This is a genomic window from Acidobacteriota bacterium (assembly GCA_026393755.1).
Classification (GTDB): domain Bacteria; phylum Acidobacteriota; class Vicinamibacteria; order Vicinamibacterales; family JAKQTR01; genus JBAXOX01.
Genome location: JAPKZO010000028.1, coordinates 381170 through 406553, shown reverse-complemented (window position 1 = coordinate 406553; position 25384 = coordinate 381170). Strand labels below are relative to the sequence as shown.

The following is a 25384-nucleotide window of genomic DNA, read 5'->3' as shown; positions in this document are numbered from 1 at the left end:
CAATAACTGCAATTGTTCAGCGCATCGATCTGTGCGCTTGAGACAATTACTGTCTTGAGGCCGCCTATGGCTCCTCAACCTGTCGGAATCCTGTACCTGGTCGCCACGCCCATCGGCAACCTCGAGGACATCACGCTGCGCGCGCTCCGCGTCCTGCGCGAGTGCGATCTGATCGCGGCCGAGGACACGCGGCACACCGCTAAACTCCTGCACCACTTTGATATCCGGACACCCACAACGAGTCTGCACGAACACAACGAGCACGCCAAGACCGGGGAGTTGGTCGAGAAGCTTCTGCAGGGCAACTCGATCGCCCTGGTGTCGGATGCCGGGACGCCAGCCGTCTCAGATCCGGGCTTCCGCCTGGTCCAGGCCGTGCTGGCCAACAGCATTCGCGTGGAGGCGATTCCCGGGCCGAGCGCCGTGCTGGCAGCGCTCGTGTCGTCAGGCTTGCCGACCGATGCGTTCGTCTTCGTGGGTTTCCCGCCGGCCAGGGCGCGGGCACGCGGAGCGTGGCTGGAAGCGCTGCGCTCCGAGACTCGCACGATTGTGTTGTTTGAGGCGCCCCATCGGATTGTGAGCACGTTGACCGACGCGTTGCGGGTGGTTGGGGACCGCCGCGTAGCCGTTGGTCGTGAGCTGACAAAACTCCACGAGGAATTGGTCAGAGGACCTATTTCTGAAGTATTGGGTCGTTTGACAGAATTGCGTGGAGAATTCACGATCGTGATGGCTGGACGACCCGATCTCGAAGTTGGCGTCGATCCCGCAAATGTAGATGAAGACGCTGTTTACACAAAGTTCTGTCTTTTGACAGAATCTGGATTAGGGCGACGGGATGCCATTTCGGCGGTCGCGTCAGAATTCCGTCTTCGCTCACGCGATGCCTATGCCGTCATCGAGCGCGTCAGGAATTCTTGACCTGATCCCGCCCATTTGCTAACGTAGCGCCGCTCGCCACTTGTCGACGTGTTCGGGTTCGTCCATTACAGGAGTCTGGCTCATGGCGAAGCTACGGCGCACCACTGGTCGTCCCGCCACGGCAAGAAAGAAGGCGGCGGCCAAACCAGCCAAGGAAGCGAAACCGGCGGTGAAGACCACCAGGAAGAAGCCGACCGCAAGGCCCAGGCCCGCCCCGCACGTCAAGGCCCGGGCAGAACCGACAACCAGACTGGCTGTGCACAACTCCTCCCGGCACAAACAGAAGCCTGTCGCCTCCAAGCCGGCGCACAGGCACGCCGTGCCAGCCAAAGCGGTCACGTCTCCCAAGCCGCCCGCGCGGAGCACCTACGCGGAGGCCGTCCTCACGTACGAGCGCGCCATGCAGGCGCTGCAGGCAAAACGGTACCGCGATGCGGCACAACTGCTGAAGACGGTGATTGTGACGTACCCCGAGGAAAAGGAACTCCTCGAACGCGCTCAGCTCTATTTGCGCGTCTGCCAGCGGCATCTCGCGCCGCCCGATGCCACACCCAGCACGCCGGAGGAGCGCGTGTACGCCGCGACGCTCGCCATCAACACCGGCGACATCGAACGCGCCGTGACGCTGCTCACGTCAGCTCTGACACAGGACCCGGCCAACGACCGGGCTGAGTACATGCTGGGCGTCGCGCTGGCAATTCGAGGCAACGCCGAGGCCGCCATTCCACATCTGGAACGGGCGGTGGCGCTGAATCCTGAGACCCGGAACCTGATCGCCAAAGAAGCCGATCTCGAGGCCCTGCGGCACACCGACGCGATTGTCGCGCTGCTGTCGGCTCCGCTGCCGCCGGTGTTTCCCCGTAAGGACAGGGAGCGGCGGCCCGCCCGGCGGCCGCCGGGCTTGCCTCGGTAGCGGGAACAGGTCATTGTCGGGGTCAGGCTTGATAAGACGGGCCTGGCCCCTTTTTCTTTTTCTGTGTAGGACCACACCATGCTGAAGACCGCCAAGCACGACGCCCTGCTCGCCGCCGGCGTGACGTTGCTCGACCCGGCCACAACCTATGTTGACGACGGCGTGACGGTTGGCGCGGGAACGGTGCTGCACCCTGGCGTGACGCTCGAGGGCACGACCACGATCGGCGCCAACTGCCGCGTCCGTTCATGGGTCCGTATCACCGACTCGACCCTCGGCGACGGTGTCGTCGTCTACGACACCTGCGTCATCGTCGAGTCCCGCGTCGATGCTGGGGCGCGCGTCGGCCCGTTTGCCCACATCCGCCCCGCGTCTCACGTCAAACGCGACGCCCATGTGGGCAACTTCGTCGAGCTGAAGAAGACCGTGCTCGGGGACGGATCAAAGGCGAATCATCTTTCGTATCTGGGTGACGCGACCATCGGCGCGGGCGCGAACATTGGCGCGGGCACAATCACCTGCAATTACGACGGCGTGCATAAGCATCGGACGATTATCGAAGACGGGGCGTTCATCGGCAGCGACACCCAGCTGATCGCACCGGTGACGGTCGGCGCTGGTGCCTACGTGGCGGCCGGTTCATCGATTACGCACGATGTCCCGCCGGGCGCGCTTGGCGTGGCCAGGGCGAAGCAGGTGAACATTGACGGTTGGGTTGCGAAGAAGAAGAACAAAAAGCACTAGAGAGGCCACCACCCATGTGCGGCATTGTCGGCTACCTTGGTCCCAAACCGGTCCTTCCAGTGCTGATAGAAGGACTGCGGCGGCTCGAATATCGCGGCTACGACTCCGCTGGTGTCGCGCTGGTCAGTGACGGGCAGGTGCTTGTCCGGCGCAGTGCGGGGAAACTCGCGAAGCTTGAAGCGGTGATTGCCGCCGAACCGGTCGATGGCGACTATGGCTTCGGCCACACGCGCTGGGCCACGCACGGCCGCCCGACCGAGGAAAACGCCCATCCGCATCGCGATTGCACCGGGCGCCTGGTCGTCGTCCATAACGGCATCATCGAGAACTACCTCGAACTCAAGCGCGAACTGCAGGCGCAGGGGCATCGCTTCGTCACCGAGACGGACACCGAGGTCGTGGCGCACCTGGTGGAACGGGAGATGTTGCCGGGAGGCACGCTGGAAGAGGCCGTCCGCCGCGCGCTGCAACACCTGCGCGGCATGTACGCGCTGGTGCTGCTCTCGGCCGACGATCCGGACAAGCTGGTCGCCGCCCGCAATGGCCCGCCGCTGGTGGTGGGCGTCGGTGCAGGCGAGTGCTTCATCGCGTCGGACATCCCGGCGATTCTCAACCACACGCGCGACGTCGTCTTCCTCGGCGACGGAGAAATGGCTGTCGCCACGCGCGCGGGGGTCACGTTCTCGGCGTTCGACGGCACGCCGCTCGTCCGCCCGACACAGCGCGTGCTCTGGGATCCCATCCAGGCGGAAAAGGCCGGCTACAAGCACTTCATGCTCAAGGAGATTTTCGAGCAGCCGACAGCCGCGCGCGACACGATGCTCGGACGGGTGTCGCTCGACTCGGGCCGCGTGTTCCTGAGCGAGATCCACCTCTCGGACCCGCAGTTGGCAAGCGTCCGCAAGGTCGTGCTCCTGGCGTGCGGCACATCGTGGCACGCCGCGCTTGTCGGCAAGTTCCTGATAGAAGAGCTCGCTCAACTGCCCGTCGACGTGGACTATGGGTCAGAGTATCGCTACCGCAGCCCGATCGTCGACGATCAGACGCTCGCTGTCGTGATTACGCAGTCGGGCGAGACGGCCGATACGCTGGCCGCGCTGCGCGAGGCGAAACGGAAGGGCGCGCGCAGCCTCGCAATCTGCAACGTCAGCGGGAGCATGGCCACCCGGGAATCGGATGGCACGATCTACACGCATGCGGGCCCTGAAATCGGCGTCGCGTCGACCAAGGCCTTTACCGCTCAACTGGTGGCGCTCCACCTGCTCGCGCTGAACCTGGCCCAGGCGCGCGGCTCCATCGGGCCCGACCAGGCGCGCCAGCACATCGAAGCGCTGCTGCGCCTTCCCACCCTGATTGAGCAGGCGCTGAAGGCCTCGGCGGCGGTTGAGGCGATTGCCAGACGATTCCAGCACAGCCACGACTTCCTCTACCTCGGCCGCGGGATCCACTATCCCATCGCACTCGAAGGCGCGTTGAAGCTGAAGGAGATCTCGTACATTCACGCCGAAGGCTACCCTGCCGGCGAGATGAAGCACGGCCCGATTGCCCTCATTGACGAAGACCTCCCCGTCGTCGCGCTTGCGCCCCGGGATCACGTCTTCGAAAAGATGCTGGGCAACATCCAGGAAGTGAAAGCCCGCGGGGGATCGATTATCGCGATCACCAACGACAGCGACGCTGGGCTGGCGGAAGTGCTTGACCCGAAAACCGACTCGGTAATCGTGCTGCCGACGACGCATACGTTGTTGTCACCGGTGTTGTTTGTGCTCCCGCTGCAATTGCTCGCCTACCACATGGCCGTGCGACGCGGCGCTGATGTTGACCAGCCGAGAAACCTGGCGAAGAGTGTGACTGTAGAGTGATGGATTTTCTGAATGCTCTCAATCCTGAACAACGCGAAGCGGTGCTCTATACGGATGGACCGCTGCTGATTCTGGCGGGCGCGGGTTCGGGCAAGACGCGCGTGATCGCGTACCGCGTGGCGTACCTTGTCGGCAGCGGCCTGGCCGAGGCCCACGAGGTGCTGGCGGTTACCTTCACCAACAAGGCCGCCGAAGAAATGCGGCAGCGCGTTGAGCTCCTCCTTGGCAGCGCCTACCGCGGCCTCTGGGTCTCGACGTTTCACGCGCTCTGCGCCCGCCTCCTTCGGCGCGAGGCCCCACACATCGGCCTCTCGCGCGACTTTGTGATCTACGACACCGTCGACCAGATGTCCGCCGTCAAGCGGGTGTTGAAGACGCTTCAGATCGACGAAGGCGTGATCCAGCCCCGCGCTGCGCTCTCGGCGATCAGCCGCGCGAAAAACGGCATGCAGTCCCCCTCCGCCATGGCGGCCGCAGGATCGGGCTATCGCGAAGAGCAGCTCGCGCGGGTCTACCTCGAGTACACGAAGGACCTCGACGCCAGCGGGGCCCTGGATTTCGACGATCTGCTCGTGCGCACAGTGGAGCTGTTCGAGAAGGCCGAGGCGGTGCGGCAGCATTACGCCCAACGCTTCCGTTTCGTGATGGTCGACGAATACCAGGACACCAACCGGCCTCAGTACCTGTTGATGCGGCGCTTTGCGGAGATCCACCGCAATCTGACGGTGGTGGGCGATCCCGATCAGTCGATCTACGCGTGGCGCGGCGCCGATATCCGCAACCTCCTCGATTTCGAGCACGATTTCCCGGAGGCGAAAGTCGTTCGCCTCGAACGCAACTACCGGTCCACCCAGGTGATTCTCGACGCGGCGTCAGCCGTCATCTCGAACAACCGCCATCGCAAGGAGAAGAGTCTCTGGACCGATCTGAAGGGCGGGGACCTCGTGGTCTACGCCCGCTGCGGTGACGAAGTCGAGGAGGCGGATTTCGTCGCGAAGACGGCGCGAGACACCCGCAGCGAGAACATCGATACGATGGTGGCGGTGCTGTACCGCACCAATGCGCAATCGCGCGTCGTGGAAGACGCTCTGCGCCGCGAGAACCTCGCCTACCGGATCATCGGCAGCGTCCGGTTCTACGAACGCAAAGAGGTGAAGGACGCGCTCGCCTACCTGAAACTCCTGCTGAATCCGCACGACGCGGTCAGCCTCAGACGTGTCATCAACGTGCCCGCGCGAGGCGTCGGCAAGGGCGTGATGGACAGCCTTGAGGCCGTCGCCAGAGACAGCGCGCGCGATGAACACCCCAGCCTCTGGACGGCCCTTGTCGGCGGACTCGACCAACGGCGCTTTTCAAACCGGGCGGCTGGGTCGCTTTCCGCGTTTCGAGACCTGATCGTCTCGCTCACCGACATGGCCAGCCGAGAGACGGTGTCCGTCACGATTGCCAAAGTGCTCGACCAGTCGGGATATCTGCAGGATCTGAAGGATGAACGGAGCGAGGAAGCGCAGGGACGGATCGAGAATCTCGCCGAACTGGTGTCGGCCGCGCGCGAATACGAGGCGCGCGAAGCCGAGCCGTCGCTCTCGGGCTTCGTGGATCGCCTCTCGCTGCTGTCGGAGGCCGACGAAAGCCAGGGCGCCGAAAACGCGCGCATTCTCCTTATGACGATGCACGCCGCGAAGGGGCTCGAGTTCGCGACCGTCATCATCACCGGCCTCGAGGAGGGGTTGTTCCCGCACTCGCGCGTCTCAGGCAGCGACGACGACCTCGAGGAGGAGCGCCGGCTGTGCTACGTCGCCATGACGCGCGCCGAGCGGCGCCTGTTCCTCACCAGCGCCAGCAGGCGCCGCGTGTTCGGCGAGTACCGGGCGACCGAACCTTCCCGCTTCATCGACGAAGTGCCGGCGGAGCTGGTGCAGCGCTACGACTTTGTGGGCTATGCGGGCTACAGCGCAGGCGCCCGCGGCAGCGGGTTTGGAAGCCGCGGCGGGTTTGGAAGCCGCGGCGGATTCCGTTCCAGCGATCGCGACGGCGGAGATCGCGGTGGCGGGTACGGCGGCCGCCGCCAACGCGAGCCCGAACCAACCTACGCGCCCGAGGACGAGGATCAGTCGCGATCGGCGTCGGGATTCCGCCTGGGACAACGCGTCAGGCATCCGCAGTTTGGCGTGGGCACCGTGACCGGCGTCGAAGACCACGTCGATGATGTAAAAGTCACGGTTCGCTTCGCGACGGTGGGATCAAAGCGCCTGCTGGCGAGCTTCGCGAAGCTGGAACGCGCTTAGAAAGCTGTAGGGGCACGGCATGCCGTGCCCCTACGGGATTGTCCTAGTTACCAATAGCAGGATTGTCCAAGCCGCCGATGGCGGGATTGTCCAATCTACCGTCTACTTCTTCCGCCTACTTCCCCGCTTCCTTCCGCCCGGTGATCACCCACTGGCCGACCTTGTCTTTCCCGTTGACGTTCTTCAGCGTCGCGCGCTGCATCGTGAAGACGTAGGTCTTCGTCACGGTCTCGCCTGTCGGGACCTTGACGCGGCCCTCAATGGTGACTTCCTTGGTCGTGATCTCGCCGTCGTACGCCGTTACGTCAACGGGGTTCCGCGAATCGGTGAGGCTGATCTCGACGAACGGCCGATTCTCGTTCCCCTGCTTTCGAACGGCCGACACCTTCTGCGACATCGCCTTCGCGTCGTCGCGCCACTTCGTCCAGGCTTTCTGAACCTCAAGGTCCTTGCCGCCCAGTTTCTGGTTCTTGGCCTCGGCCTTGAGCACCCGCTCGATCGCGGTGGTATTGGAGTCCTGGAACGCGTTCTTGCCCTTGGTAAACTCGGCCTCCGCCGCCACGGCCTTGCGAATCTCCTCGGCGCCCTCTCTCAGCGTCAGCGGCGCGGTCTGGGGCGGCCCCACCAACGTGATGCTGAACGACAGCATCTGGCCATCGACGGTCGGGCTGAACGCGACGGTTGCGATGTTGGAAAGCGTGAGGTTGTCGGCGATTCTGGACGACATGAAGTACTTGTTGAAGAGCGTCTGCTCGTCAACGCTTCCGCTGCACGCCGTCATCATTACGACAATGAACATCAGGACGGGGAAATTGAGGACCCGGAACGTGTTGGGCCGAGACATACTTGCCTCCTCTACTCCGCTAGTGGGTTGTCGTCTTCCTGTTCCGCCAGTCGCGCTACAGACACGACCCGGTCTTCAGACTCGATTTCGATCAGCCTGACGCCTTGCGTCGCCCGGCCAATCGCGCGAATACCACTGGTGGGCATCCGCAACACTTTGCCTTGCTGCGTGATGAGCATCAGCTCGTCTTCGCCCCGGACGTACGCAATCCCGACCACCCGGCCATTCCGGTCGGTGGTTTGGATCGAGATGATACCCACTCCGCCCCTCGATTGCACGCGGTATTCGTCGAGGGCCGTCCGTTTGCCATATCCGTTCTCGCACACGGTCATCACCGTGCCGGCGCCGTCTGCCAGAACCACCTTGATCGCGACGGCGTCATCGCCCTCCCGGAGGCTGATTCCGCGCACCCCGTAGGCGGTCCGGCCCATCGGCCGGACGTCGGTTTCGGGGAACCGGATGGCCATCCCGGCGCGCGTCCCGATGAAGATTTCACCGGTTCCGTCGGTCATTTGCACCGCAATCACGGCATCTTCGGCTTCGACCCCCATGGCAATGATGCCGCCGGCCCGCGGGTTCGAGAACGCCGACAGCGGGGTTTTCTTGACGCTGCCCCTGCGGGTGCCCATGAAGACAAACTTGTCCTCGTCCCAGGTCCTGACGGCCAGCAGCGCGGCAATCCGCTCCCCCTCGGCCATCGAGACCAGGTTCGGCAGCGCCTTGCCCTTGCCGTCCGGCCCGACATCGGGAATCTCGTAGACCCGCAGCCAGTACGCCCGGCCCCGGTCCGAAAAAATCATGATGTAGGCATGCGTCGAGGCGATGAAGAGGTGGTCGACGAAGTCCTCTTCGCGGAACCGCATTCCGATGCGGCCCTTGCCGCCCCGCCGCTGATTCCGGTAGCTGGTGATGGCGGTCCGCTTGATGTAGCCGGTGTTGGTGACCGTGATGGCCATGTCTTCTTCGGCAATCAGGTCTTCGACCCGGAACTCCCCCGTCTCGTCGCTGATCTGGGTGCGCCGGGCATCGCCGAACTTCGCCTGGATCGCGCGCAGCTCGCCGACGATGATGTTCATCAGCAGCGTCTCGCTGGCGAGAATCGCGCGCAGCCGCTCAATGGTCATCAGCACGGCGACCAGTTCGTCCTCGATCTTCTGGCGCTCCAGGCCGGTCAGGCGCTGGAGTTGCATGTCGAGAATGGCCTGCGCCTGGATCTGACTCAGCCCGAACGTCGACATCAGCCCCGCGCGCGCCTCGGCCGGTGCGCGCGAGTTGCGGATGAGCGTAATCACCGCGTCGAGGTGATCGAGCGCAATCTTGAGGCCTTCGAGGATGTGCGCGCGTCCTTCGGCCTTCCGAAGCTCGAACTCAATCCGCCGCCGCACGACCTCGCGCCTGAAGTCGATGAACAGGTCGAGCATTTCGACCAGGGGCAGCACGCGCGGGCGGCCGCCCACGATCGCGAGCGTGATGATCCCGAACGTCGACTGCAGCGCGGTATGCTTGTAGAGATTGTTCAGGACCACGTCGGCCATTTCGCCGCGCTTGAGTTCGATGACGATGCGCATGCCGTCACGATCGGACTCGTCGCGAAGATCCGAAATGCCTTCGAGGGCCTTGTCCCGCACCAGGTCGGCGATCTTCTCGATCAGCCTGGCCTTGTTCACCTGATACGGAATCTCCGAGACGACAATCGACTGCCGGTCGCCCTTCTTCGAGACTTCGATTTCCGTCTTGGCGCGGATGGTGATCGATCCGCGGCCGGTGCGGAACGCCAGTTCGATGCCCGCCCGCCCGACAATCTGGCCGCCGGTCGGGAAATCCGGCCCCAGCACGATGCGCCGGAGGCCGGCGTGCTTTTCGGCCGTCGTCGCCTCCCGATGCTCAATCAGCCAGACCACGCCGTCGACGATCTCGCGCAGGTTGTGCGGCGGGATGTTGGTGGCCATGCCGACCGCGATGCCCGACGACCCGTTGATGAGCAGGTTCGGAATGGGCGACGGCAGCACGGTGGGCTCGGTGGTCGTCTCGTCGTAGTTCGGGACGAAGTCGACGGTCTCCTTGTCGAGGTCGACCATCATCTCGTCGGCCAGCGCCTTGAGCCGCGCCTCCGTGTAGCGCATGGCCGCAGGCGGATCGCCGTCGACCGAGCCGAAGTTGCCCTGCCCGTCCACCAGCGGGTACCGCATATTGAAGCCCTGCGCCATCCGCACGATGGTGTCGTAGATGGCCGCGTCGCCATGGGGATGGAAGTTGCCCATGACTTCGCCGACGATCTTGGCGCACTTGCGGTAGGTGCGATTGGCCCCCAGCCCCATCAGGCGCATGCCGTACAGCGCGCGGCGGTGCGAGGGTTTCAGCCCGTCCCGGACGTCAGGCAGCGCGCGCCCGATGATCACGCTCATGGCGTAATCCAGGTACGAGCGCTTCATCTCGTCTTCGATCGCGACGGGGATTCGTGCGGCGGAGTCCATCAGATATCCAGGTTCTTCACGTCCAGCGCGTTGTCCTCGATGAACTTCCGGCGCGGCTCGACCTGATCGCCCATCAGCGTGGTGAACATCAGGTCCGCCTCCGTGTGATCCTCGGCGCGCACTTGCAGCAGTGTCCGCTTCTCAGGATCCATCGTTGTCGCCCAGAGCTGTTCCGGGTTCATCTCGCCAAGGCCCTTGTAGCGGTTGATGGCCACGCCGCGCTTGCCGGCCGCGAAGAAATGCTCGACCAGTTCGTCAAGGCTCGCCACGAACACGTCGGGGGGCTTTGCCTTCGCCCTCGCCTCGGGCTTCTGACCGGGCACGGCATGCCGTGCCCCTACGCCGGCAGTGTCGCCCTGTGGCTCTTGCTCGTCGCCCGCCCCTTCGTGCTTCTTACTTCTTGTTTCTTCCCCAGCGTCGGCGTCGGCGAAGGCGATGTCGGGGTCGGCCTCCGCCTCGGGCTCTGCGCCCAGGGAGATGACGGTGGCCGGCCACTTGAGATCCTTGATGTCGCGATACGTGGCGCAGAGCGATCGGAACTCGCTCGACATCACGAATTCCGCGCCCACCGCCATGCTTCGGGTGTAGGGTCCCGTCCGATCGTCAATCTCGATGCGGTACCGGTTGTGCTCCAGGTCGTGCCGGACGTGAACGACACGCTGGTCCGAGGCCAGTTGCCCGGCAAGATCGTCGACGGGCGCACGCTCGGCAAAGAACGCGCGATCCATCGCCGCCCGATCCAGCAGCACCTTCAACACGCCACGCGAAAAGCCGCGGCGCTCGGCCGCGAGCGTCTGCGCGCGGAACGCGATCAGGCGCTGGAGAAGTCTTTCCAACTCGGTGCCCGCCACGCCTGGGCCGTCTGAGCCAAACCGGACGGACCGGTTCTCCACAGCGCGGCGCACGAGAAAGTTGTCGAGCTCGCGCTCGTCCTTGATGTAGCTCTCGGCCTTGCCCCGCTTGACCCGGAAGAGCGGCGGCTGCGCAATGAAGATGTAGCCGCGGGCAATCATCTCCGGGAACTGCCGGTAGAAGAACGTCAGCAGCAGCGTGCGGATGTGGGATCCGTCCACGTCCGCGTCGGTCATGATGATGATGCGCTGGTACCGCAGTTTCTCGATGTCGAAATCCTCTTCGCCGATGCCGCAGCCGAGCGCCGCGATGAGGGTCCGGATTTCTTCGCTGCCCAGCATCTTGTCGAAGCGGGCTTTCTCGACGTTGAGGATCTTGCCCTTGAGCGGCAGAATCGCCTGGAAGCGGCGATCGCGGCCCTGCTTGGCCGATCCGCCGGCCGACTCTCCCTCGACCAGGTACAGTTCGCTCAGCGCCGGGTCCCGCTCCTGACAGTCGGCCAGCTTCCCCGGCAGCGCGCTGTTGTCGAGCGCGCCCTTGCGGCGCACCAGGTCCCGCGCCTTGCGGGCCGCGTCCCTGGCCCTGGCGGCATCAACCGCCTTGGTAATGATCCGCCGCGCAACCGCCGGGTTCTCGTCGAGGAACGCGCCGAGCAGATCGTTGACGATGGCCTCGACGATGCCCTTGACCTCGGTGTTGCCGAGCTTGGTCTTGGTCTGGCCTTCGAACTGCGGGTGCGGAATCTTCACGCTGATGACGGCGGTGAGCCCTTCGCGGATGTCGTCGCCGCTGATGCCCTCGCCGGCGTCCTTCGCAAGGTTGTTCTTCGCCGCGTAAAAGTTGATCGTCCGCGTGAGCGCCGCCCGGAATCCCGACAGGTGCGTGCCGCCCTCGTGCGTGTTGATGTTGTTGGCGAAGGAGTACAGCGTCTCCGAATAGGCGTCGTTCCACTGCAGCGCGATTTCGGCGATGATGCCGTCCTTGTCGCCGCGCATGTAGATCGGGGTCTCGTTGATCGCCACCTTGTTCGTGTTGAGGTGCGTGACGAACGAGACAATGCCGCCGTCGTACTTGAAGTCGTGCTGCTTGCCTTCGCGCTCGTCGGCGAGCGTGATGCGGACGCCGGGATTGAGAAACGCCAGCTCCCGCAGCCGCTGTGCCAGGGTGTCGAAGCTGAACTCGAGCGTCTCGAACACCTCGGAATCCGGCTTGAAGTGCACCTTCGTCCCGCGCCGGCGCGTTGTGCCCGCGGGCGCCAGATCGCTCGCAGGCTTTCCGCGCTCGTAGCGCTGCTGGTAGATCTGCTCGTTGCGCCAGATTTCCAGGTCGAGCGTTTCCGATAGCGCGTTGACCACCGACACGCCGACGCCGTGCAACCCGCCCGACACTTTGTAGCTGTCGTTGTCGAACTTTCCGCCCGCGTGCAGCACGGTCATCACGACTTCGGCGGCCGACTTGCCGCTTTCGTGCATGTCGACGGGGATGCCGCGGCCGTTGTCGATGACGGTAACCGAGTTGTCGTCGTGGACGGTGACGTTGACTTCGTCGCAGAACCCGGCGAGCGCTTCGTCGATGGCGTTGTCGACGACCTCGTACACCAGGTGGTGCAGGCCGGTCGGGCCCGTCGACCCGATGTACATCGCGGGGCGCTTGCGGACCGCGTCCAGGCCCTCGAGCACCTTGATCTTGTCGGCGGAGTAATCGTCAGCGTCCGCGCCTGCGGGACCGCTCAGGCCGCCCTCGTGCGACACCGTTGGCATCGCCTCGTCGCCCAGCCCTGAGCTTGGCGGCTGCGAGGCGACCGCTGATGTCGAAGGACCGCCCGCTGGAATGCCCGTCACCGCCGGAGTCGTCCCGGGAGTGGAACCCGGTTGCTGAACCTGCTCGTCGTGCGCCATCAAATCCTCATGGGCATCACGACATAGGTGTAGTCGTAGTCGGTCGTACCGACCGGGCGCATCACGGTCTGGCTGACTTCGTCCCGGAACTCAATCGCGATGACGTCGGTCTGCACAGCGTTGAGGAAGTCGATCACGTACTGCGCGTTGAAGGAAATCTGCATCGCCGGCCCGCCGTACTCGACGGCAAGCTGCTCGCGGGCTTCGCCCAGCTCGGGGCTGTGCGAGGCCACTTCCACGCGGCCCGATTCCAGCGAGAACTTGACCGCGCGCGAGCGCTCGTTCGACAACAGCGCGACCCGGCGAATCGCCGACGCGATCCGATCGCGTTCGAACTCGATGCGCTTGTCGTTGTTCTTCGGGATGACGCGCTCGTAGGCGGGAAACTGGCCGTCAATCATCCGCGACACCAGCAGGCGGCCGTCTACTTCAAAGAAAATGTGATTCTCGCTCTTGGCAAACGAGATGTCACCCTCCCCTTCCGACAGCAGCCGCCCCAGCTCGAGCAGGGTCTTCTTGGGAAGGATGGTCCGCGATTCCTCGGTCTTGGTGGCGTCCCCGTTGCGCGGCGCACTGACCAGCGCGAGGCGATGACCATCAGTGGCCACCAGCAGCATCCCGTCCGCGCGCAGCACGAACAGCGCGCCGTTCAGGAAGTACCGCGTGTCTTCTCCGGTGATGGCGAACTGCGTCTTCGCAACCATCTCGCGCAGCGGCACGCGGCCAACCATCGTGCTTTCGCCGGCGGCAATCTCCGGGAGCGTTGGAAAATCCTCGCGCGGAAGCGTCTGCATCTTCGATTCGTAGCGATCGGCCGCCACCTTGACGGCGCCGGTCTTGTCCTCTTCGATGCGGATGTCGGTCTCCGGCAGCTCTTTGACAATCTCGTAGAACTTCTTGGCCGGAAGCGTGAGGGATCCCGCCTTCGAAACCGAGGCGGGGCATTTCGATCGAAGCCCGACCTCGAGATCGGTGGCCGCCAGGCGCAGTTGGTCACCCTTGGCCTCCAACAACACGTTGGCCAGAATGGGGATGGTGTTCTTGCGCTCGACGATGCCCTGGAACAGTTGAAGTTCTTTCAGCAGGTCGGTCTTCCGGACAACGAGTTCCATGATGTCCAGTCCTTGGGGGAGCAGGTCAGTTCCGCCGGGTCTTTTCCCAATTCAAAAGAGAAGATTAAGAGAACAAGAGATTATACTGAAAAGAAAGCGTGTTGAAAAGCACAGAAATGGGCGCTAAATGATTGTCAAACAAGAACTTGGACGATACGATTCCTGTTGACTTTCGGTGTGGATCTCAAGCAGCGCAACCGTACCCTGTTGATGGTTTCGCCGGTCCACAGTTGCTCCACACGCCCACACAGGGGCTGGCTGTGGAAAAGCCCCGCAACGCCGTCCAACATCACCGCATCCCCTCGATCAGCTTGTTGATAACACTGTTGAAATCCCGGTCCTTCTGCCGGAGCGTTTCGATCTTGCGGATCGAATGGATCACCGTCGAATGGTGCTTTCCACCGAAGCCGCGGCCAATCTCCGGCAGCGACGCGGTCGTCAGCGCCTTGCAGAGATACATCGCGACCTGCCGCGGAAGCGCGATGGATTTCGAGTTGTTGCGCGATCGCAGATCCACCACCTTGAGCTGGTAGCGGTCGGCGACGGCCTTCTGGATCATGTCAATCGTCACCGCGCGGTCGTCGTGCCCGATGACGTTCTTCAAAACCTCCTGCGCCAGGCCGATCGTGATCTCGCGGCCCGACAGCGAGGCGAACGCCAGCAACCGGATCAGCGAGCCCTCGAGTTCACGGATATTCGACTTGATCTTTTCGGCAATGTAGAGGGCGACATTGTCGGGCAATGGGACGCTTTCGGCGTCTGCCTTCTTCTTGAGAATGGCGATCTTTGTCTCGAGATCGGGCGACTGGATGTCGGCAATCAGCCCCCACTCGAACCGTGAACGCAGGCGTTCTTCAAGCGACGCAATCTCGTTGGGCGGACAGTCGCTGCTGAGCACAATCTGCTTCTGCGAATCATAGAGCGAGTTGAACGTGTGGAAGAACTCGTTCTGCGTGCCTTCGCGGCCCGCCAGGAACTGGATGTCGTCGACCAGCAGCACGTCGACCGACCGATAGCGCTCGCGGAAGTTCAGCACACCATCGTTCTTCACGGCATTAATCATCTCGTTCATGAAGCGCTCGGTCGAGATGTACGTCAGCTTGTAGAGCGGGTTGTGCTTGAGCACGTAGTGCCCAATTGCGTGCATCAGGTGCGTCTTGCCGAGACCCACGCCCCCGTAAATGTAGAGCGGGTTATACGATCGCCCCGGCGCCTCCGCGACGGCACGGCAGGCGGCGTCGGCAAACTGATTCGATGGACCAACCACAAACGTGTCGAACAAGTACCGGGGGTTGAGGCCGACCGACGGGCTGCCTTCATAGGCGATGCCGCTGTAGCCGGACGAAACCTCCTCTTCTTCTTCGGGCGCGATGGGCGGGGCCGCTTCCGCCAGCAGCGACGAATCGGCGCGCAACTCCGTCGTAAACGAGATCGCCAGCATGGGCCGGTCGATCTCCCCTAGCGCTTCGTTGATCAGTCCCGAGTAGTGCTTCGTCAGCCAGTCGCGGAACAGCGGGTTTGGAACCCGGATCGTGACGGCATCGCCGACCAGGGACACGAAGGTCGTGGGCTTGAACCAGGTATAGAAGCTATGCCGGTTGATCTTCGTCTCGATGCGGGCGAGGATGTCGTCCCAGACGTTGTGGCTTTCCATTTCTCGGCCTTCTCGCGACTTTCGCCCCCGGGGAATCCTTCAGGAGTGGGTATTAACCGCCCAAGACCCCAAAAAACACGCGAAAACTCGGGCCGCACCAGCCTTTCGCCTTTCGGGTTTTCCACATGTTTTTCCACATCTGTTGAAAACTCCTCCGAGCGAGGCTCTGAAATGTACCACAGGCGGCCGCTTGAGACGACGGTTTTCGGGGTCAATTACTCCCGGAGTAATTGCCGGGGGGCTAATTAGGCCCGGAGTGATTAACCAGCTGCCGCGGCGCTTCGCGCCGCGTCCCCGAGGTTGACGCTGGGGCCAAGGCTCGATAGTATAAATGGTTCTGTCTTAGTGCTTCGACTCGCGACGACAATTGCGTAGGGTCGAGAGGCAATTACGCCCAGACGCTCGCTCAGCACTAAGTCCTGAGGGAATCAGTTCCCGGACTTATGAATCGAAGGACTTAGCGAATACAAGGTGCCAGCATGAAGCGCACGTTTCAACCCAACATTCGTCGTCGTAAACGCACACACGGCTTTCTCGTCCGGATGGCCACCAAAGACGGCCAGCAGGTGCTGAAGCGTCGTCGAGCCAAGGGACGCAAGAAGCTCACCGTTTCGTCCGAATAGAGCAGGAAACTGGCCCGCCGTGACGTCCGAGCCGTCCCGTGGACATCGCGCCGCGCCGCCCGCCCCGACCGGTCTTCCTCGGGCCGAGCGGGTGCGCCGCAGGCCGGAGTTTCTGGCCAACTACGAACGCGGGAGCCGCAGTTCGAGCCGTCTGATGACGGTCTTTGTGCTGGCCAACGGTGGCCCGGCGGCCCGACTGGGAATCGCCGCCACGCGGAAGCTGGGCAACGCGGTCCAGCGCAACCGCGCCAAGCGCCTCGTGCGAGAGGCCTTCAGGCGCCACAAGCCCCTCGCCGGGCTCGACGTCATCGTCATTCCCAAGCGGGAGATGCTCGTGGCTGATTACCGGGCCGTCGAGGCCGATTACTGCGCCATCCTGTTGCGACGCCGGCTTAAGATCCGTGAAGCGTAGCGTACCAGTCCGCATCGTTCTCGGCGTGATAAGGTCGTACAAACGGCTTGTTTCGCCGCTATTTACGGGTTCGTGTCGATATCTCCCCTCCTGCAGCGACTACATGGCAGAGGCCGTCGAGCGCCACGGTGCGATCGTTGGAATCTGCCTCGGCCTAGGCCGGCTGGGAAGGTGTCATCCTTTTGGCGGCTCCGGCCTTGATCCGGTACCCGAGGGGCTTCGCTGTACGCGCAGCCATTCGCAGCGAGAAGCCTGATCGGACTTATGGAAAAGCGCGTCATCGTTGCTGTCGTCCTGTCCTTCCTGGTGCTCTACGGCTACCAGACCATGTTCATGCCGAAGCCTCCGGCCCGGGTTGCGCAGTCCCAGGCGGCCTCCGGCCCGGGCACCTCCAGCACGCCGGCCGGTGGAAGCGGAAGAGGCCAGGCGGCGCCAGCGCAACCCACTGGCGTCGCCACTGCGCCATCGACGCCGGCCGGTCCGACCGCCGCTCAGGCGGCGTCCTCGACCAACGTCGACGTCGTTGTTGGCGACACCACCGCGCGCGATGTTCTCGTCGACACCGACACGATTCTTGCGGTCTTCACCAACCAGGGCGCGACGCTCAAGAGTTGGAGCCTGAAGCGCTATACAGACAAGGCCGGCAAGGCCGTTGATCTGGTGCCTCAATCTGTTCCGCGCAACGTTCGGCCGTTCTCAATCGACACCGGAAACGCGGCTGTTGACGATCGTCTGAACAGCGCGCTGTTCCGTGTTGATGGCGGCGGACCGACCACCGATCCGAAGACCGGCCACGTGCTTCTCGCGTTCGAGTATCAGGACGCGAGCGGTCTTCGCGCCCGCAAGACGTTTGCGATCAACCCCAAGCACTACACCGTCGAGGCCAGCGTTGCCCTGGCGTCCGGCGCCGACATCGCCAACCTTGCGTTCAAGATGGGCTTCGGATTGAGCAACCTCGGCGCGAGCGCAACGGGCCAGTACTCGAGGAAGCCGGCAGGAATTCTGTTCCGGGCTGGCAGCATCGAGCGTCACGACGCGAAGGCGATCGTCACGCAGCCTGCGTATGAAGGCGACGTGCGCTGGGGCGGCGTCGACGATCACTACTTCATGTCGGCGGCGCTGTTTGCCGGACCCGGCGCCCGCCTGGTGTACGAAGCGACGTCGGTGCCGAACGCCGATGGAAAGACGACAAGCGACTATGTCGCGTACACCGCCAAGCCGCCTGCGGGCGCGAACGCCACCCTCAGATTCTTCATCGGGCCGAAGCAGTTTGATCTGCTGCAGAGCATCGATCAGCAACTGGTCAAGGCGGTCGATTTCGGATGGTTTGCATTCATCGCCACGCCGCTGCTGGGCATGCTCAACGGGATCAACGGCTACCTGCACAACTACGGGTGGTCGATCATCGCGCTCACGTTCCTCATCAACCTGGTCATCTTCCCGTTGCGCCACAAGAGCGTGGTGTCGATGCGCAAGATGCAGGGCCTGCAGCCCGAGATCAAGGCCATTCAGGATCGCTACGGCAAGCTGAAGGCAACCGATCCCGAAAAGCAGAAGATGAACACGGAGCTGATGGAGCTCTACAAATCGCGCGGCGTGAATCCGGCCAGCGGCTGCCTGCCCATGCTGCTGACGATGCCCATCCTGTTTGCGTTTTACAACCTGCTGTCGCAGGCCATCGAGCTGCGCGGGGCGCCGTTTGCGCTCTGGATCACGGATCTCTCGCTGCAGGATCCACTGTTCGTGACGCCGGTCCTGATGGGCATCACGATGGTGGTCCAGCAGAAGATGACGCCGTCGACCGCGGACCCGGTGCAGCAGAAGATGTTCATGTTCATGCCGATCGTGTTCACCTTCATGTTCCTGTGGGCGCCGAGCGGCCTGGTGATCTACTGGTTCTTCAGCAACCTGCTCGCGATTCTGCAGCAGGTCATCACGAACCGGATCATTGGCCCTCCGGCGGTGCACATGATGCGGCCGGCGGCGGAGCGGCAGCTCAAGAAGGTTGGCGCAGGAAGAACAAACGGGGCGTCGTAACCATGTCTGATCCAAACACACGCATCGTTGAATTTGTGACCGCCGTGACGACGGCGATGGGATTGTCGCTCGCCGTGACGATCGAAGAAACGGCGGACGGTCCCCGGGTCAATCTGGAAGGTGACGGCAGCGACCTGTTGTTGCGGCGGCGCGGCGAAGCATTGAACGCGCTGCAACACATTGCGTCGAGCATTTTCCGCGACGACCTTCCGGAGGGGCAACGGCTGGCGGTTGACTGCCAGGGCTTCCAGCGGGACAAGGACGCCGAGTTGCGCAAGATGGCGATGTTCCTCGCCGAAAAGGCCGCGTTGAACGGCGAGCCGCAGGAAATGGGCCCGCTCAACCCGTACGAGCGCCGCATCGTGCACATGGCGATCGCCGAAACGCCAAACGCGACGTCCGAATCGATCGGCGATGCCTTCATGAAGACCGTCATCATCTCCGGCCGGCGGTAGGCCCGCCTGGGCGTAGGGGCGTGATTCATCGCGCCCGAGGCAGGAGAATCGTCATTCCGGCTTATGCCGGAATCCAGAGAGGTGCGGATCTTCTGCGTCAGCCTGTCAGTGTAGGATCGCGTTCCATACCGTGTTCTCCCCCACCGACACCATCGTCGCCATTGCGACGCCGAGCGGGCGCGGCGGCATCGGTGTCGTGCGCATCAGTGGAGCGCGGGCGGCAGATGTCGCCCGCGCCATTCTCACGACGCCGCACGAGCTCACGCCCCGCTACGCCACGCACACATTTGTCCGGCCGGGCCAGGTGCCGCCCACAGCAGTAGAAGGCGCGGGTGATGATGCGCGGCAGCGGCCCGAGAAGTGCGCGCGCTTGGACGCGGTGGTGCCGGAGAGGGCCGAGGCGCGTGACTTCCGCGCCGGACCGTCATTGTCTGGCGTGATGCCTTGTTCCGGAACGGCGCGGACCATCGACGAAGTTGTGGTCACGCTGTTTCCAGCGCCGCATTCGTACACGACAGAGGACGTCGTCGAAATCAGCGCGCACGGGAGCCCGGCCGTGTTGCGCGAGATTGTGCGCGCCGCGATCGGCGCGGGCGCGCGGCTGGCCGAACCCGGCGAATTCACGTTCCGCGCATACCTGGGGGGCCGCATCGACCTGGTGCAGGCCGAGGCGGTGGGCGATCTTGTGGATGCCGTGACGCCGCTGCAGGCGCGCGTGGCGTTCGACCAACTCGAAGGCACACTGACGCGATCGATCGCGGTGATGGACGCGGCGTTGTTCGACCTGGTCGCCAAGCTCGAAGCCTCGATTGATTTCCCAGACGAGGGTTACCACTTCGTTGCCCCGGCCACCGTGGCGGCGACGCTCAGAAAGGTTCGTGGCGGAATCGATCGATTGCTTGCCGGGGCGCGCACCGGCCGCGTAATCCGGGAGGGCCGCCAGATCGCGATCGTCGGCAAGCCCAACGTGGGAAAGTCGAGCCTCTTCAACTGGCTCCTTGGGGCGGAACGCGCGATCGTGACGGATGTTCCGGGGACGACCAGAGACCTGCTGCGGGAAACGATCGACTTCAACGGCGTGCGACTGAGCCTGGTGGACACGGCGGGAAGCCGTGACGTTCAGGATGAAATCGAGCGCGAGGGAGTGGCGCGAGCGCACAGGGCCCACGACGTCGCGGATCTGGTGTGTGTGGTGCTGGACGCCTCGCGGCCACTGGACGTCGATGACGAGGGGGTTCTCGCGCGAACAGCGAGGGTGCCGCGAGTGATCGTTGTCAACAAGATCGACCTCCCGCGTGCGTGGATCCTCGCAGCACTTCGCATCGAGGCGCTTGAGATCTCGCTCAAGACAGGCGCCGGACTCTCGGCGCTGCACGACGCCATCCAACAGGGCCTGGAGTTTACGGAGCCCCGCGTCGAAGAGCCCATGGTCACCAATCTCCGCCACGAATCGCTTCTTCACGACGCGCGCGAGTCCATCGCCCGCGCACTCGCCGGCCTTGATGACACGGTGTGCGCGCTGGCGGGGCTTGACCAAGTTGCGCCGCACCTCAACGAAGAACTGGTGCTTGCGGATCTTGCGGCAGCGAGACGCGCGTTTGACGAAGTCGTTGGGAAGCGGACGAGCGAAGATGTTCTGCGCGCGATCTTCGAGCGATTCTGTGTTGGCAAGTAGGCGGGCCCCCGGGGCGCCGTAGCCGTAGGCGAAGGCGGCCGTGCCCCTCCCGGCAAGGTGAACTCAGTAATGCCGTTGACTGTTGATGTGGCGGTGATCGGCGCCGGGCATGCGGGGATTGAGGCCGCGTGGGCCGCCGCACAAATGGGATGTTCGGTGGCGATCTGCACGATGTCGCGCGACACCATCGCGCGCATGTCATGCAATCCCGCGATTGGCGGCACGGCGAAGGGGCATCTGGTTCGTGAGGTTGACGCGCTCGGCGGGCTGATGGGACGGGCGATCGATGCGACAGGCATTCAGTTCAAGCTGCTCAATCGAAGCCGGGGTGCGGCGGCGTGGTCGCCGCGAGCCCTGGCGGACAAGGCCGCGTATGCGGCGTGGATGAGGGAGGCGCTTGAGGCGCACCCGAACATCTCCTGGGTCATCGGCATGGTCGAGGGAATCTCTGTCGAAGACGGCACTATTAGGTGTATTAACCTAAAACACGGCGTGTCGGTGCATTGCCGCGCGGCGATCGTCACGCCGGGGACGTTCTTGAATGGCCTGATTCATATAGGCCCCGAGCGAACAGTCTCCGGGCGAGCCGGAGAACCCGCGGCAACCGCCCTTGCTGAATCCCTCCGCGGGCTTGGCTTTCGGATGGGCCGGCTCAAGACCGGCACGCCCCCGCGTCTCGACCGGCGAAGCATCGATTTCGAGACGGGTGTCTCCAGCGGAGCGTTCCACGTGGAACATGGCGACGCCAGCCCGGTCCCGCTGTCCTTCATGACCGGCCAGATCGAGCAAACCCAAGTTCTCTGCCACAAGGTGTTCACAAACGAAGAAGTGCACAATCTTGTTCGAGAACACGTGGGGGAGTCCCCTCTCTACAACGGCCAGATTTCAGGCGTGGGGCCGCGCTACTGCCCATCACTGGAAGACAAGGTTCTTAAGTTCCCGCTTCGAGAACGCCACCAAGTCATCCTTGAGCCCGAAGGATTGGACGTCGACGAAATCTATCTCAGCGGGTTTTCAATGAGCCTGCCGCGCGACATCCAGCGGCGGATAGTCAACGCGATGCCTGGCCTGGAGGACGCCAGGGTGATTCGGCCGGCCTACGCCGTCGAGTATGACTTTGTCCAGCCGACAGAGCTCCGGCCCACGCTTGAAACAAAACGGGTGAGCGGCTTGTATCTGGCCGGCCAGATCAACGGAACATCCGGGTACGAAGAAGCCGCGGGGCAGGGGATTGTGGCCGGAATCAACGCAGCGCTCAAAGTGCGGCGATGCCCGGCCTTCACGCTTCGTCGGGATGAGGCCTACATCGGCATCATGATCGACGACCTGGTGACAAAGGGGTGCCTTGAACCCTACCGGATGTTCACGTCACGTGCCGAATACCGGTTGTTGCTTAGAGCCGACAACGCGGACCTGAGACTGACGCCTCACGGCCGGAGGATCGGCCTTGTTCCCGATGACCGCTGGGACAGGTTTGAAGGCCGCCGGATCAGGCTCGATCGAAACCTGACATCGATTTCGGCATCGACAGTCCGCCGCGAAGACGGCTCGCGCGTGGCAGCGCCACTGCGCCTCCGCCAGCCAGGCGTTTCACTGGAGTCGCTCTGGATGGACGGCGCGGTCGTTCTAGAAATCGACCCGGCGAGCCCGCACCACGACCTCGCGACAGCAGAAACGACGGTGAAATATGATGGCTATCTGAAGCGAGAGGCCGAAGCCGTCGATAAGAGTAAAGAAGAAGAAGGCCGCGCTATCCCAGCCGGGTTCCCGTATGAGAAAATACCAGGGTTGTCGCGGGAAGTTGTTCACCGACTCACCGAAATTGAGCCGCAGACGGTTGGGCAGGCCGCGCGTATTCCCGGCATCACGCCTGCAGCGATTGCCCTGGTGGTCGTCTTTCTGAAACGGCGGGCTCATGACGTCTCGAGAATTCTCGGATCGGCTGGCGAAACGCGCGCGTCGATCGGGCGTCACAATTAGCCCGCCGCTTGCCGAGGCGCTGACCGCTTATTACCGGCTGCTTGAGTTCTGGAATCAAAAGATCAACCTGACGGCCTTCTCGTTGGTCGATGCGCCAGACGAGGCCATCGATCGGCTCCTCATCGAACCGCTGATTGCCGCACGCGTCTTTCAGGGTCCGCACAGCCACGGACAACTCCATGCGCAACTCGGTCCGCATCCCCGCGTGCTCGATATCGGTTCCGGCGGCGGCTCCCCCGCCATCCCGTTGAAGCTTGCCGTTCCGGCGATGCATCTGTTGATGGTTGAATCGAAGACCCGGAAATCAGCCTTCCTCCGGGAAGCGATTCGTCACCTCGAACTCCGCGATACGACGGTCGAAACTGCGCGGGCAGAGGATCTGTTGACACGACCCGAACTGCACGAAGCTCAGGACGTGATTACCGTGAGGGCAGTGCGGATCGAGCAGAAGCTGCTCGCCAAACTCCAGGCGTTCCTTCGGCTCGGGGGACGCATCATGCTCTTTCGGAGCAACGTCGCGACCGAGGCGCCCCCGCTTGTCGTCCCGCCTCTCGCCTACGAAGCCACGTTCCACCTCGTTGAATCTCTTCGCAGTCGACTTGTCGTCCTGCGGAAGGTCCTGTAGAAACGATTGTTCCACGTGGAACATCCCGGCTGTTCTCCGACGAGCCAGGCTTCATTGGCCCCGGATAGTGTGGTATTCTCAACCCGGAAGAGAATCGCTCCGGGAGTAATTGTCTTGTTTTTCTGGTAAATGGTCTAATGGGAAGAATCCTCGCCGTCGCCAACCAGAAAGGCGGCGTCGGCAAGACCACAACGGCCATCAATCTCGGCGCGTCCCTCGCCCTCGCCGATCAGCGTGTCCTCCTTGTCGACGCCGACCCCCAGTGCAACCTCACCAGCGGCGTCGGTCTCAAGGGCCAGCGCTCAGCCGCCGGCAATATCTACGACGCCATGCTGGCCGACGCGGTGGACAGTCCCGCATCCTTCGTCCTGCCCACCAGCATCCCCGGCCTCTTCGCTATTCCCGCAGATCGCAACCTCGCAGGCGCCGAAATCGAACTTGTGCCGATGCTCGCTCGCGAATCCCGGCTCCGCCGAATCGTTCACCCGCTTCGTCACCAGTACGATTACATCCTGATCGACTGCCCGCCCTCGCTCGGCCTGTTGACCCTCAACGCCCTCGTCGCCTGCGACGCCGTGCTGATTCCCCTGCACTGCGAGTACTTCGCGCTCGAGGGTCTGGCCGATCTGGTCACCACGCTCAAACGCGTCCGGGCCGCACTCAACCCCGCCCTCGACATCGATGGTGTGGTCTTGACGATGTACGACGACCGGACGAATTTGGGACAGCAGGTTTCGCGCGACATACGCGAGTTCTTCAAGGAGAAGGTGTTCCACACGGTCATTCCACGCAACATCCGGCTCGGCGAAGCGCCCAGCCACGGGATGCCCGTGATTCTGTACGACGTCAAGTCGCGCGGGGCGGAGGCGTACGTCTCGCTTGCGCGGGAAATGCTGGCCCGCGGCGGACGCGCGCCGCACGCCATTGCAGCCACATAAAGCCACTCAGGAGGAGGAACCGGATTCAAGACCCGTTCTCGCGGCCACCACGCACGCCGCCCACGCAGGTTCTGAAACAGGAGGAGGAACCGGATTCAAGACCCGTTCTCGCGGCCACCACGCACGCCGCCCACGCAGGTCTTGAATCCGTCCCCAGTAAACATGGTAGAGAAACGACCCGCACTCGGCAGGGGACTCGGCGCACTGATCGGCGAGCCGCTTTCGTCGGCGGTGCCGGCCGCCGGCGCGCCGTTCGAAGTTGAGATCGATCAACTCTCGCCAAACCGGTACCAGCCGCGATCGCGCGCGGAAGAATCCGGCCTCGACGAACTGGCGCGATCCATCAAGGCCAGCGGCGTCATCCAGCCCGTCGTCGTGCGACGCGTGGAGGGCGCCTACCAGATCATCGCCGGCGAACGCCGGTGGCGCGCAGCACAACTGGCCGGCCTGACGACCATCCCGGTCGTCGTGCGCGACGTGCCCGACAACCACGATCGAAAGCTGCTCGAGTGGGCTCTCGTCGAGAATCTCCAGCGCGAAAACCTCAATCCCATTGAAGAAGCGCACGCGTATCGACGCTTGGCCGATGAGTTCCAGCTCACACAGGAAGGCATTGCGGCGGCCGTCGGCAAGGACCGATCTTCGGTGGCCAACTGCCTGCGCCTGCTCAAACTCCCGGCCGAGGTGCAGGAAGATGTGTCCGCCGGGCGGCTGAGCATGGGCCACGCGCGCGCCGTGCTCGCACTCGAGACAGAGTTGGCGCAGCGCACCCTCGCCCGCGATATCATCGCCCGCGGGTTGTCGGTGCGCGAGACCGAGCAGGTGGTCACGCGAACACTGACCGCGCCCGGCGGCAACGCGAAGACAGGAGCGACACCGCGCGCCGTCGATGTCCACACGCGAGCCGCGCAGGACAAGATGCGCATGACGCTCGGCACACGCGTGGATATCATTCGTCGGGGAAGAGGCGGCGCGATCCGGATCGCGTTCAAGAACGAGGACGAATTGCAGCGCCTGTATGAGGCGCTGACCAGGCGAGGATGATGATGGCAAAACGTCTGACCGAGATGGTGTCCT

The 25384-nt window shown here is 63.5% G+C and carries 20 protein-coding genes; 15 read left to right on the top strand and 5 right to left on the bottom strand.

Annotation, left to right across the window (positions count from 1 at the left end; genetic code table 11):
• Positions 1-66 precede the first annotated feature (66 nt).
• From rsmI to NTV05_12215, 5 genes are all read left to right on the top strand, one after another.
• A complete protein-coding gene (gene rsmI / locus NTV05_12235; GenBank protein ID MCX6545164.1) occupies positions 67-921 on the top strand; it encodes a 16S rRNA (cytidine(1402)-2'-O)-methyltransferase in 855 nt (284 codons plus the stop codon).
• A gap of 82 nt (positions 922-1003) precedes the next feature.
• Positions 1004-1834, top strand: a complete 831-nt coding sequence (locus NTV05_12230; protein MCX6545163.1) for a tetratricopeptide repeat protein — start codon at positions 1004-1006, stop codon at positions 1832-1834.
• A 78-nt stretch (positions 1835-1912) separates the two neighbouring features.
• Positions 1913-2578 (top strand): DapH/DapD/GlmU-related protein, encoded by a 666-nt coding sequence (locus NTV05_12225; GenBank protein ID MCX6545162.1) that lies wholly within the window; start codon positions 1913-1915, stop codon positions 2576-2578.
• A 14-nt stretch (positions 2579-2592) separates the two neighbouring features.
• A complete protein-coding gene (glmS, locus tag NTV05_12220; GenBank protein MCX6545161.1) occupies positions 2593-4440 on the top strand; it encodes a glutamine--fructose-6-phosphate transaminase (isomerizing) in 1848 nt (615 codons plus the stop codon).
• Positions 4440-6728: a UvrD-helicase domain-containing protein gene (locus NTV05_12215; protein ID MCX6545160.1), complete on the top strand. Its 2289-nt coding sequence runs from the start codon at positions 4440-4442 to the stop codon at positions 6726-6728. The genes glmS and NTV05_12215 overlap by 1 nt, the downstream gene beginning before the upstream one ends.
• Positions 6729-6843: 115 nt before the next feature.
• On the opposite strand, the gene NTV05_12210 is transcribed toward NTV05_12215, so the two are convergent.
• From NTV05_12210 to dnaA, 5 genes are all read right to left on the bottom strand, one after another.
• The gene (locus tag NTV05_12210; GenBank protein MCX6545159.1) at positions 6844-7572 is read right to left on the bottom strand and encodes a hypothetical protein; all 729 of its coding nucleotides are present in this window, start codon (positions 7570-7572) and stop codon (positions 6844-6846) included.
• A gap of 11 nt (positions 7573-7583) precedes the next feature.
• Positions 7584-10046 carry a DNA gyrase subunit A gene (gyrA, locus tag NTV05_12205; GenBank protein MCX6545158.1) on the bottom strand — a complete coding sequence of 821 codons (2463 nt, stop codon included), beginning with the start codon at positions 10044-10046 and terminating at the stop codon, positions 7584-7586.
• Complete coding sequence (gyrB, locus tag NTV05_12200) at positions 10046-12796, bottom strand: DNA topoisomerase (ATP-hydrolyzing) subunit B (protein MCX6545157.1); 2751 nt, start codon at positions 12794-12796, stop codon at positions 10046-10048. Before gyrB ends, gyrA begins: the two co-directional genes overlap by 1 nt.
• A complete protein-coding gene (dnaN, locus tag NTV05_12195; protein MCX6545156.1) occupies positions 12796-13908 on the bottom strand; it encodes a DNA polymerase III subunit beta in 1113 nt (370 codons plus the stop codon). The genes gyrB and dnaN overlap by 1 nt, the downstream gene beginning before the upstream one ends.
• A 289-nt stretch (positions 13909-14197) precedes the next feature.
• Positions 14198-15562, bottom strand: coding sequence for a chromosomal replication initiator protein DnaA (dnaA, locus tag NTV05_12190; GenBank protein ID MCX6545155.1), 1365 nt, complete (start codon positions 15560-15562; stop codon positions 14198-14200).
• Positions 15563-16041: 479 nt separating this feature from the next.
• On the opposite strand from dnaA, the gene rpmH reads away from it, so the two are divergent.
• The 10 genes from rpmH (at position 16042) to NTV05_12140 (ending at position 25351) form a co-directional block, all read left to right on the top strand.
• Positions 16042-16185 carry a 50S ribosomal protein L34 gene (rpmH, locus tag NTV05_12185; GenBank protein MCX6545154.1) on the top strand — a complete coding sequence of 48 codons (144 nt, stop codon included), beginning with the start codon at positions 16042-16044 and terminating at the stop codon, positions 16183-16185.
• A gap of 19 nt (positions 16186-16204) precedes the next feature.
• Entirely contained in the window at positions 16205-16597 is a 393-nt protein-coding gene (gene rnpA / locus NTV05_12180; GenBank protein MCX6545153.1) for a ribonuclease P protein component, read from the top strand.
• On the top strand, positions 16587-16853 hold the full coding sequence (gene yidD / locus NTV05_12175) for a membrane protein insertion efficiency factor YidD (protein MCX6545152.1): 267 nt from the start codon (positions 16587-16589) through the stop codon (positions 16851-16853). Before rnpA ends, yidD begins: the two co-directional genes overlap by 11 nt.
• An 8-nt stretch (positions 16854-16861) precedes the next feature.
• On the top strand, positions 16862-18634 hold the full coding sequence (gene yidC / locus NTV05_12170) for a membrane protein insertase YidC (GenBank protein ID MCX6545151.1): 1773 nt from the start codon (positions 16862-16864) through the stop codon (positions 18632-18634).
• A gap of 74 nt (positions 18635-18708) precedes the next feature.
• The gene (locus NTV05_12165) at positions 18709-19089 is read left to right on the top strand and encodes a hypothetical protein (protein ID MCX6545150.1); all 381 of its coding nucleotides are present in this window, start codon (positions 18709-18711) and stop codon (positions 19087-19089) included.
• Positions 19090-19219: 130 nt separating this feature from the next.
• The gene (gene mnmE, locus NTV05_12160; GenBank protein MCX6545149.1) at positions 19220-20764 is read left to right on the top strand and encodes a tRNA uridine-5-carboxymethylaminomethyl(34) synthesis GTPase MnmE; all 1545 of its coding nucleotides are present in this window, start codon (positions 19220-19222) and stop codon (positions 20762-20764) included.
• Between the two features lie 69 nt (positions 20765-20833).
• Positions 20834-22744 carry a tRNA uridine-5-carboxymethylaminomethyl(34) synthesis enzyme MnmG gene (gene mnmG, locus NTV05_12155; GenBank protein ID MCX6545148.1) on the top strand — a complete coding sequence of 637 codons (1911 nt, stop codon included), beginning with the start codon at positions 20834-20836 and terminating at the stop codon, positions 22742-22744.
• The gene (locus tag NTV05_12150; protein MCX6545147.1) at positions 22680-23369 is read left to right on the top strand and encodes a class I SAM-dependent methyltransferase; all 690 of its coding nucleotides are present in this window, start codon (positions 22680-22682) and stop codon (positions 23367-23369) included. Before mnmG ends, NTV05_12150 begins: the two co-directional genes overlap by 65 nt.
• Positions 23370-23506: 137 nt before the next feature.
• On the top strand, positions 23507-24307 hold the full coding sequence (locus NTV05_12145; GenBank protein MCX6545146.1) for a ParA family protein: 801 nt from the start codon (positions 23507-23509) through the stop codon (positions 24305-24307).
• A gap of 162 nt (positions 24308-24469) precedes the next feature.
• Positions 24470-25351, top strand: a complete 882-nt coding sequence (locus NTV05_12140; GenBank protein MCX6545145.1) for a ParB/RepB/Spo0J family partition protein — start codon at positions 24470-24472, stop codon at positions 25349-25351.
• Positions 25352-25384 lie beyond the last annotated feature (33 nt).

What these genes read in the sequence shown, in the direction of transcription:
- rsmI (MCX6545164.1), top strand. Translation starts at nt 67, where the DNA reads ATGGCTCCTCAACCTGTCGGAATCCTGTACCTGGTCGCCACGCCCATC.
- NTV05_12230 (MCX6545163.1), top strand. Translation starts at nt 1,004, where the DNA reads ATGGCGAAGCTACGGCGCACCACTGGTCGTCCCGCCACGGCAAGAAAG.
- NTV05_12225 (MCX6545162.1), top strand. Translation starts at nt 1,913, where the DNA reads ATGCTGAAGACCGCCAAGCACGACGCCCTGCTCGCCGCCGGCGTGACG.
- glmS (MCX6545161.1), top strand. Translation starts at nt 2,593, where the DNA reads ATGTGCGGCATTGTCGGCTACCTTGGTCCCAAACCGGTCCTTCCAGTG.
- NTV05_12215 (MCX6545160.1), top strand. Translation starts at nt 4,440, where the DNA reads ATGGATTTTCTGAATGCTCTCAATCCTGAACAACGCGAAGCGGTGCTC.
- NTV05_12210 (MCX6545159.1), bottom strand. Translation starts at nt 7,572, where the DNA reads ATGTCTCGGCCCAACACGTTCCGGGTCCTCAATTTCCCCGTCCTGATG.
- gyrA (MCX6545158.1), bottom strand. Translation starts at nt 10,046, where the DNA reads ATGGACTCCGCCGCACGAATCCCCGTCGCGATCGAAGACGAGATGAAG.
- gyrB (MCX6545157.1), bottom strand. Translation starts at nt 12,796, where the DNA reads ATGGCGCACGACGAGCAGGTTCAGCAACCGGGTTCCACTCCCGGGACG.
- dnaN (MCX6545156.1), bottom strand. Translation starts at nt 13,908, where the DNA reads ATGGAACTCGTTGTCCGGAAGACCGACCTGCTGAAAGAACTTCAACTG.
- dnaA (MCX6545155.1), bottom strand. Translation starts at nt 15,562, where the DNA reads ATGGAAAGCCACAACGTCTGGGACGACATCCTCGCCCGCATCGAGACG.
- rpmH (MCX6545154.1), top strand. Translation starts at nt 16,042, where the DNA reads ATGAAGCGCACGTTTCAACCCAACATTCGTCGTCGTAAACGCACACAC.
- yidC (MCX6545151.1), top strand. Translation starts at nt 16,862, where the DNA reads ATGGAAAAGCGCGTCATCGTTGCTGTCGTCCTGTCCTTCCTGGTGCTC.
- mnmG (MCX6545148.1), top strand. Translation starts at nt 20,834, where the DNA reads ATGCCGTTGACTGTTGATGTGGCGGTGATCGGCGCCGGGCATGCGGGG.
- NTV05_12150 (MCX6545147.1), top strand. Translation starts at nt 22,680, where the DNA reads ATGACGTCTCGAGAATTCTCGGATCGGCTGGCGAAACGCGCGCGTCGA.
- NTV05_12145 (MCX6545146.1), top strand. Translation starts at nt 23,507, where the DNA reads ATGGGAAGAATCCTCGCCGTCGCCAACCAGAAAGGCGGCGTCGGCAAG.
- NTV05_12140 (MCX6545145.1), top strand. Translation starts at nt 24,470, where the DNA reads ATGGTAGAGAAACGACCCGCACTCGGCAGGGGACTCGGCGCACTGATC.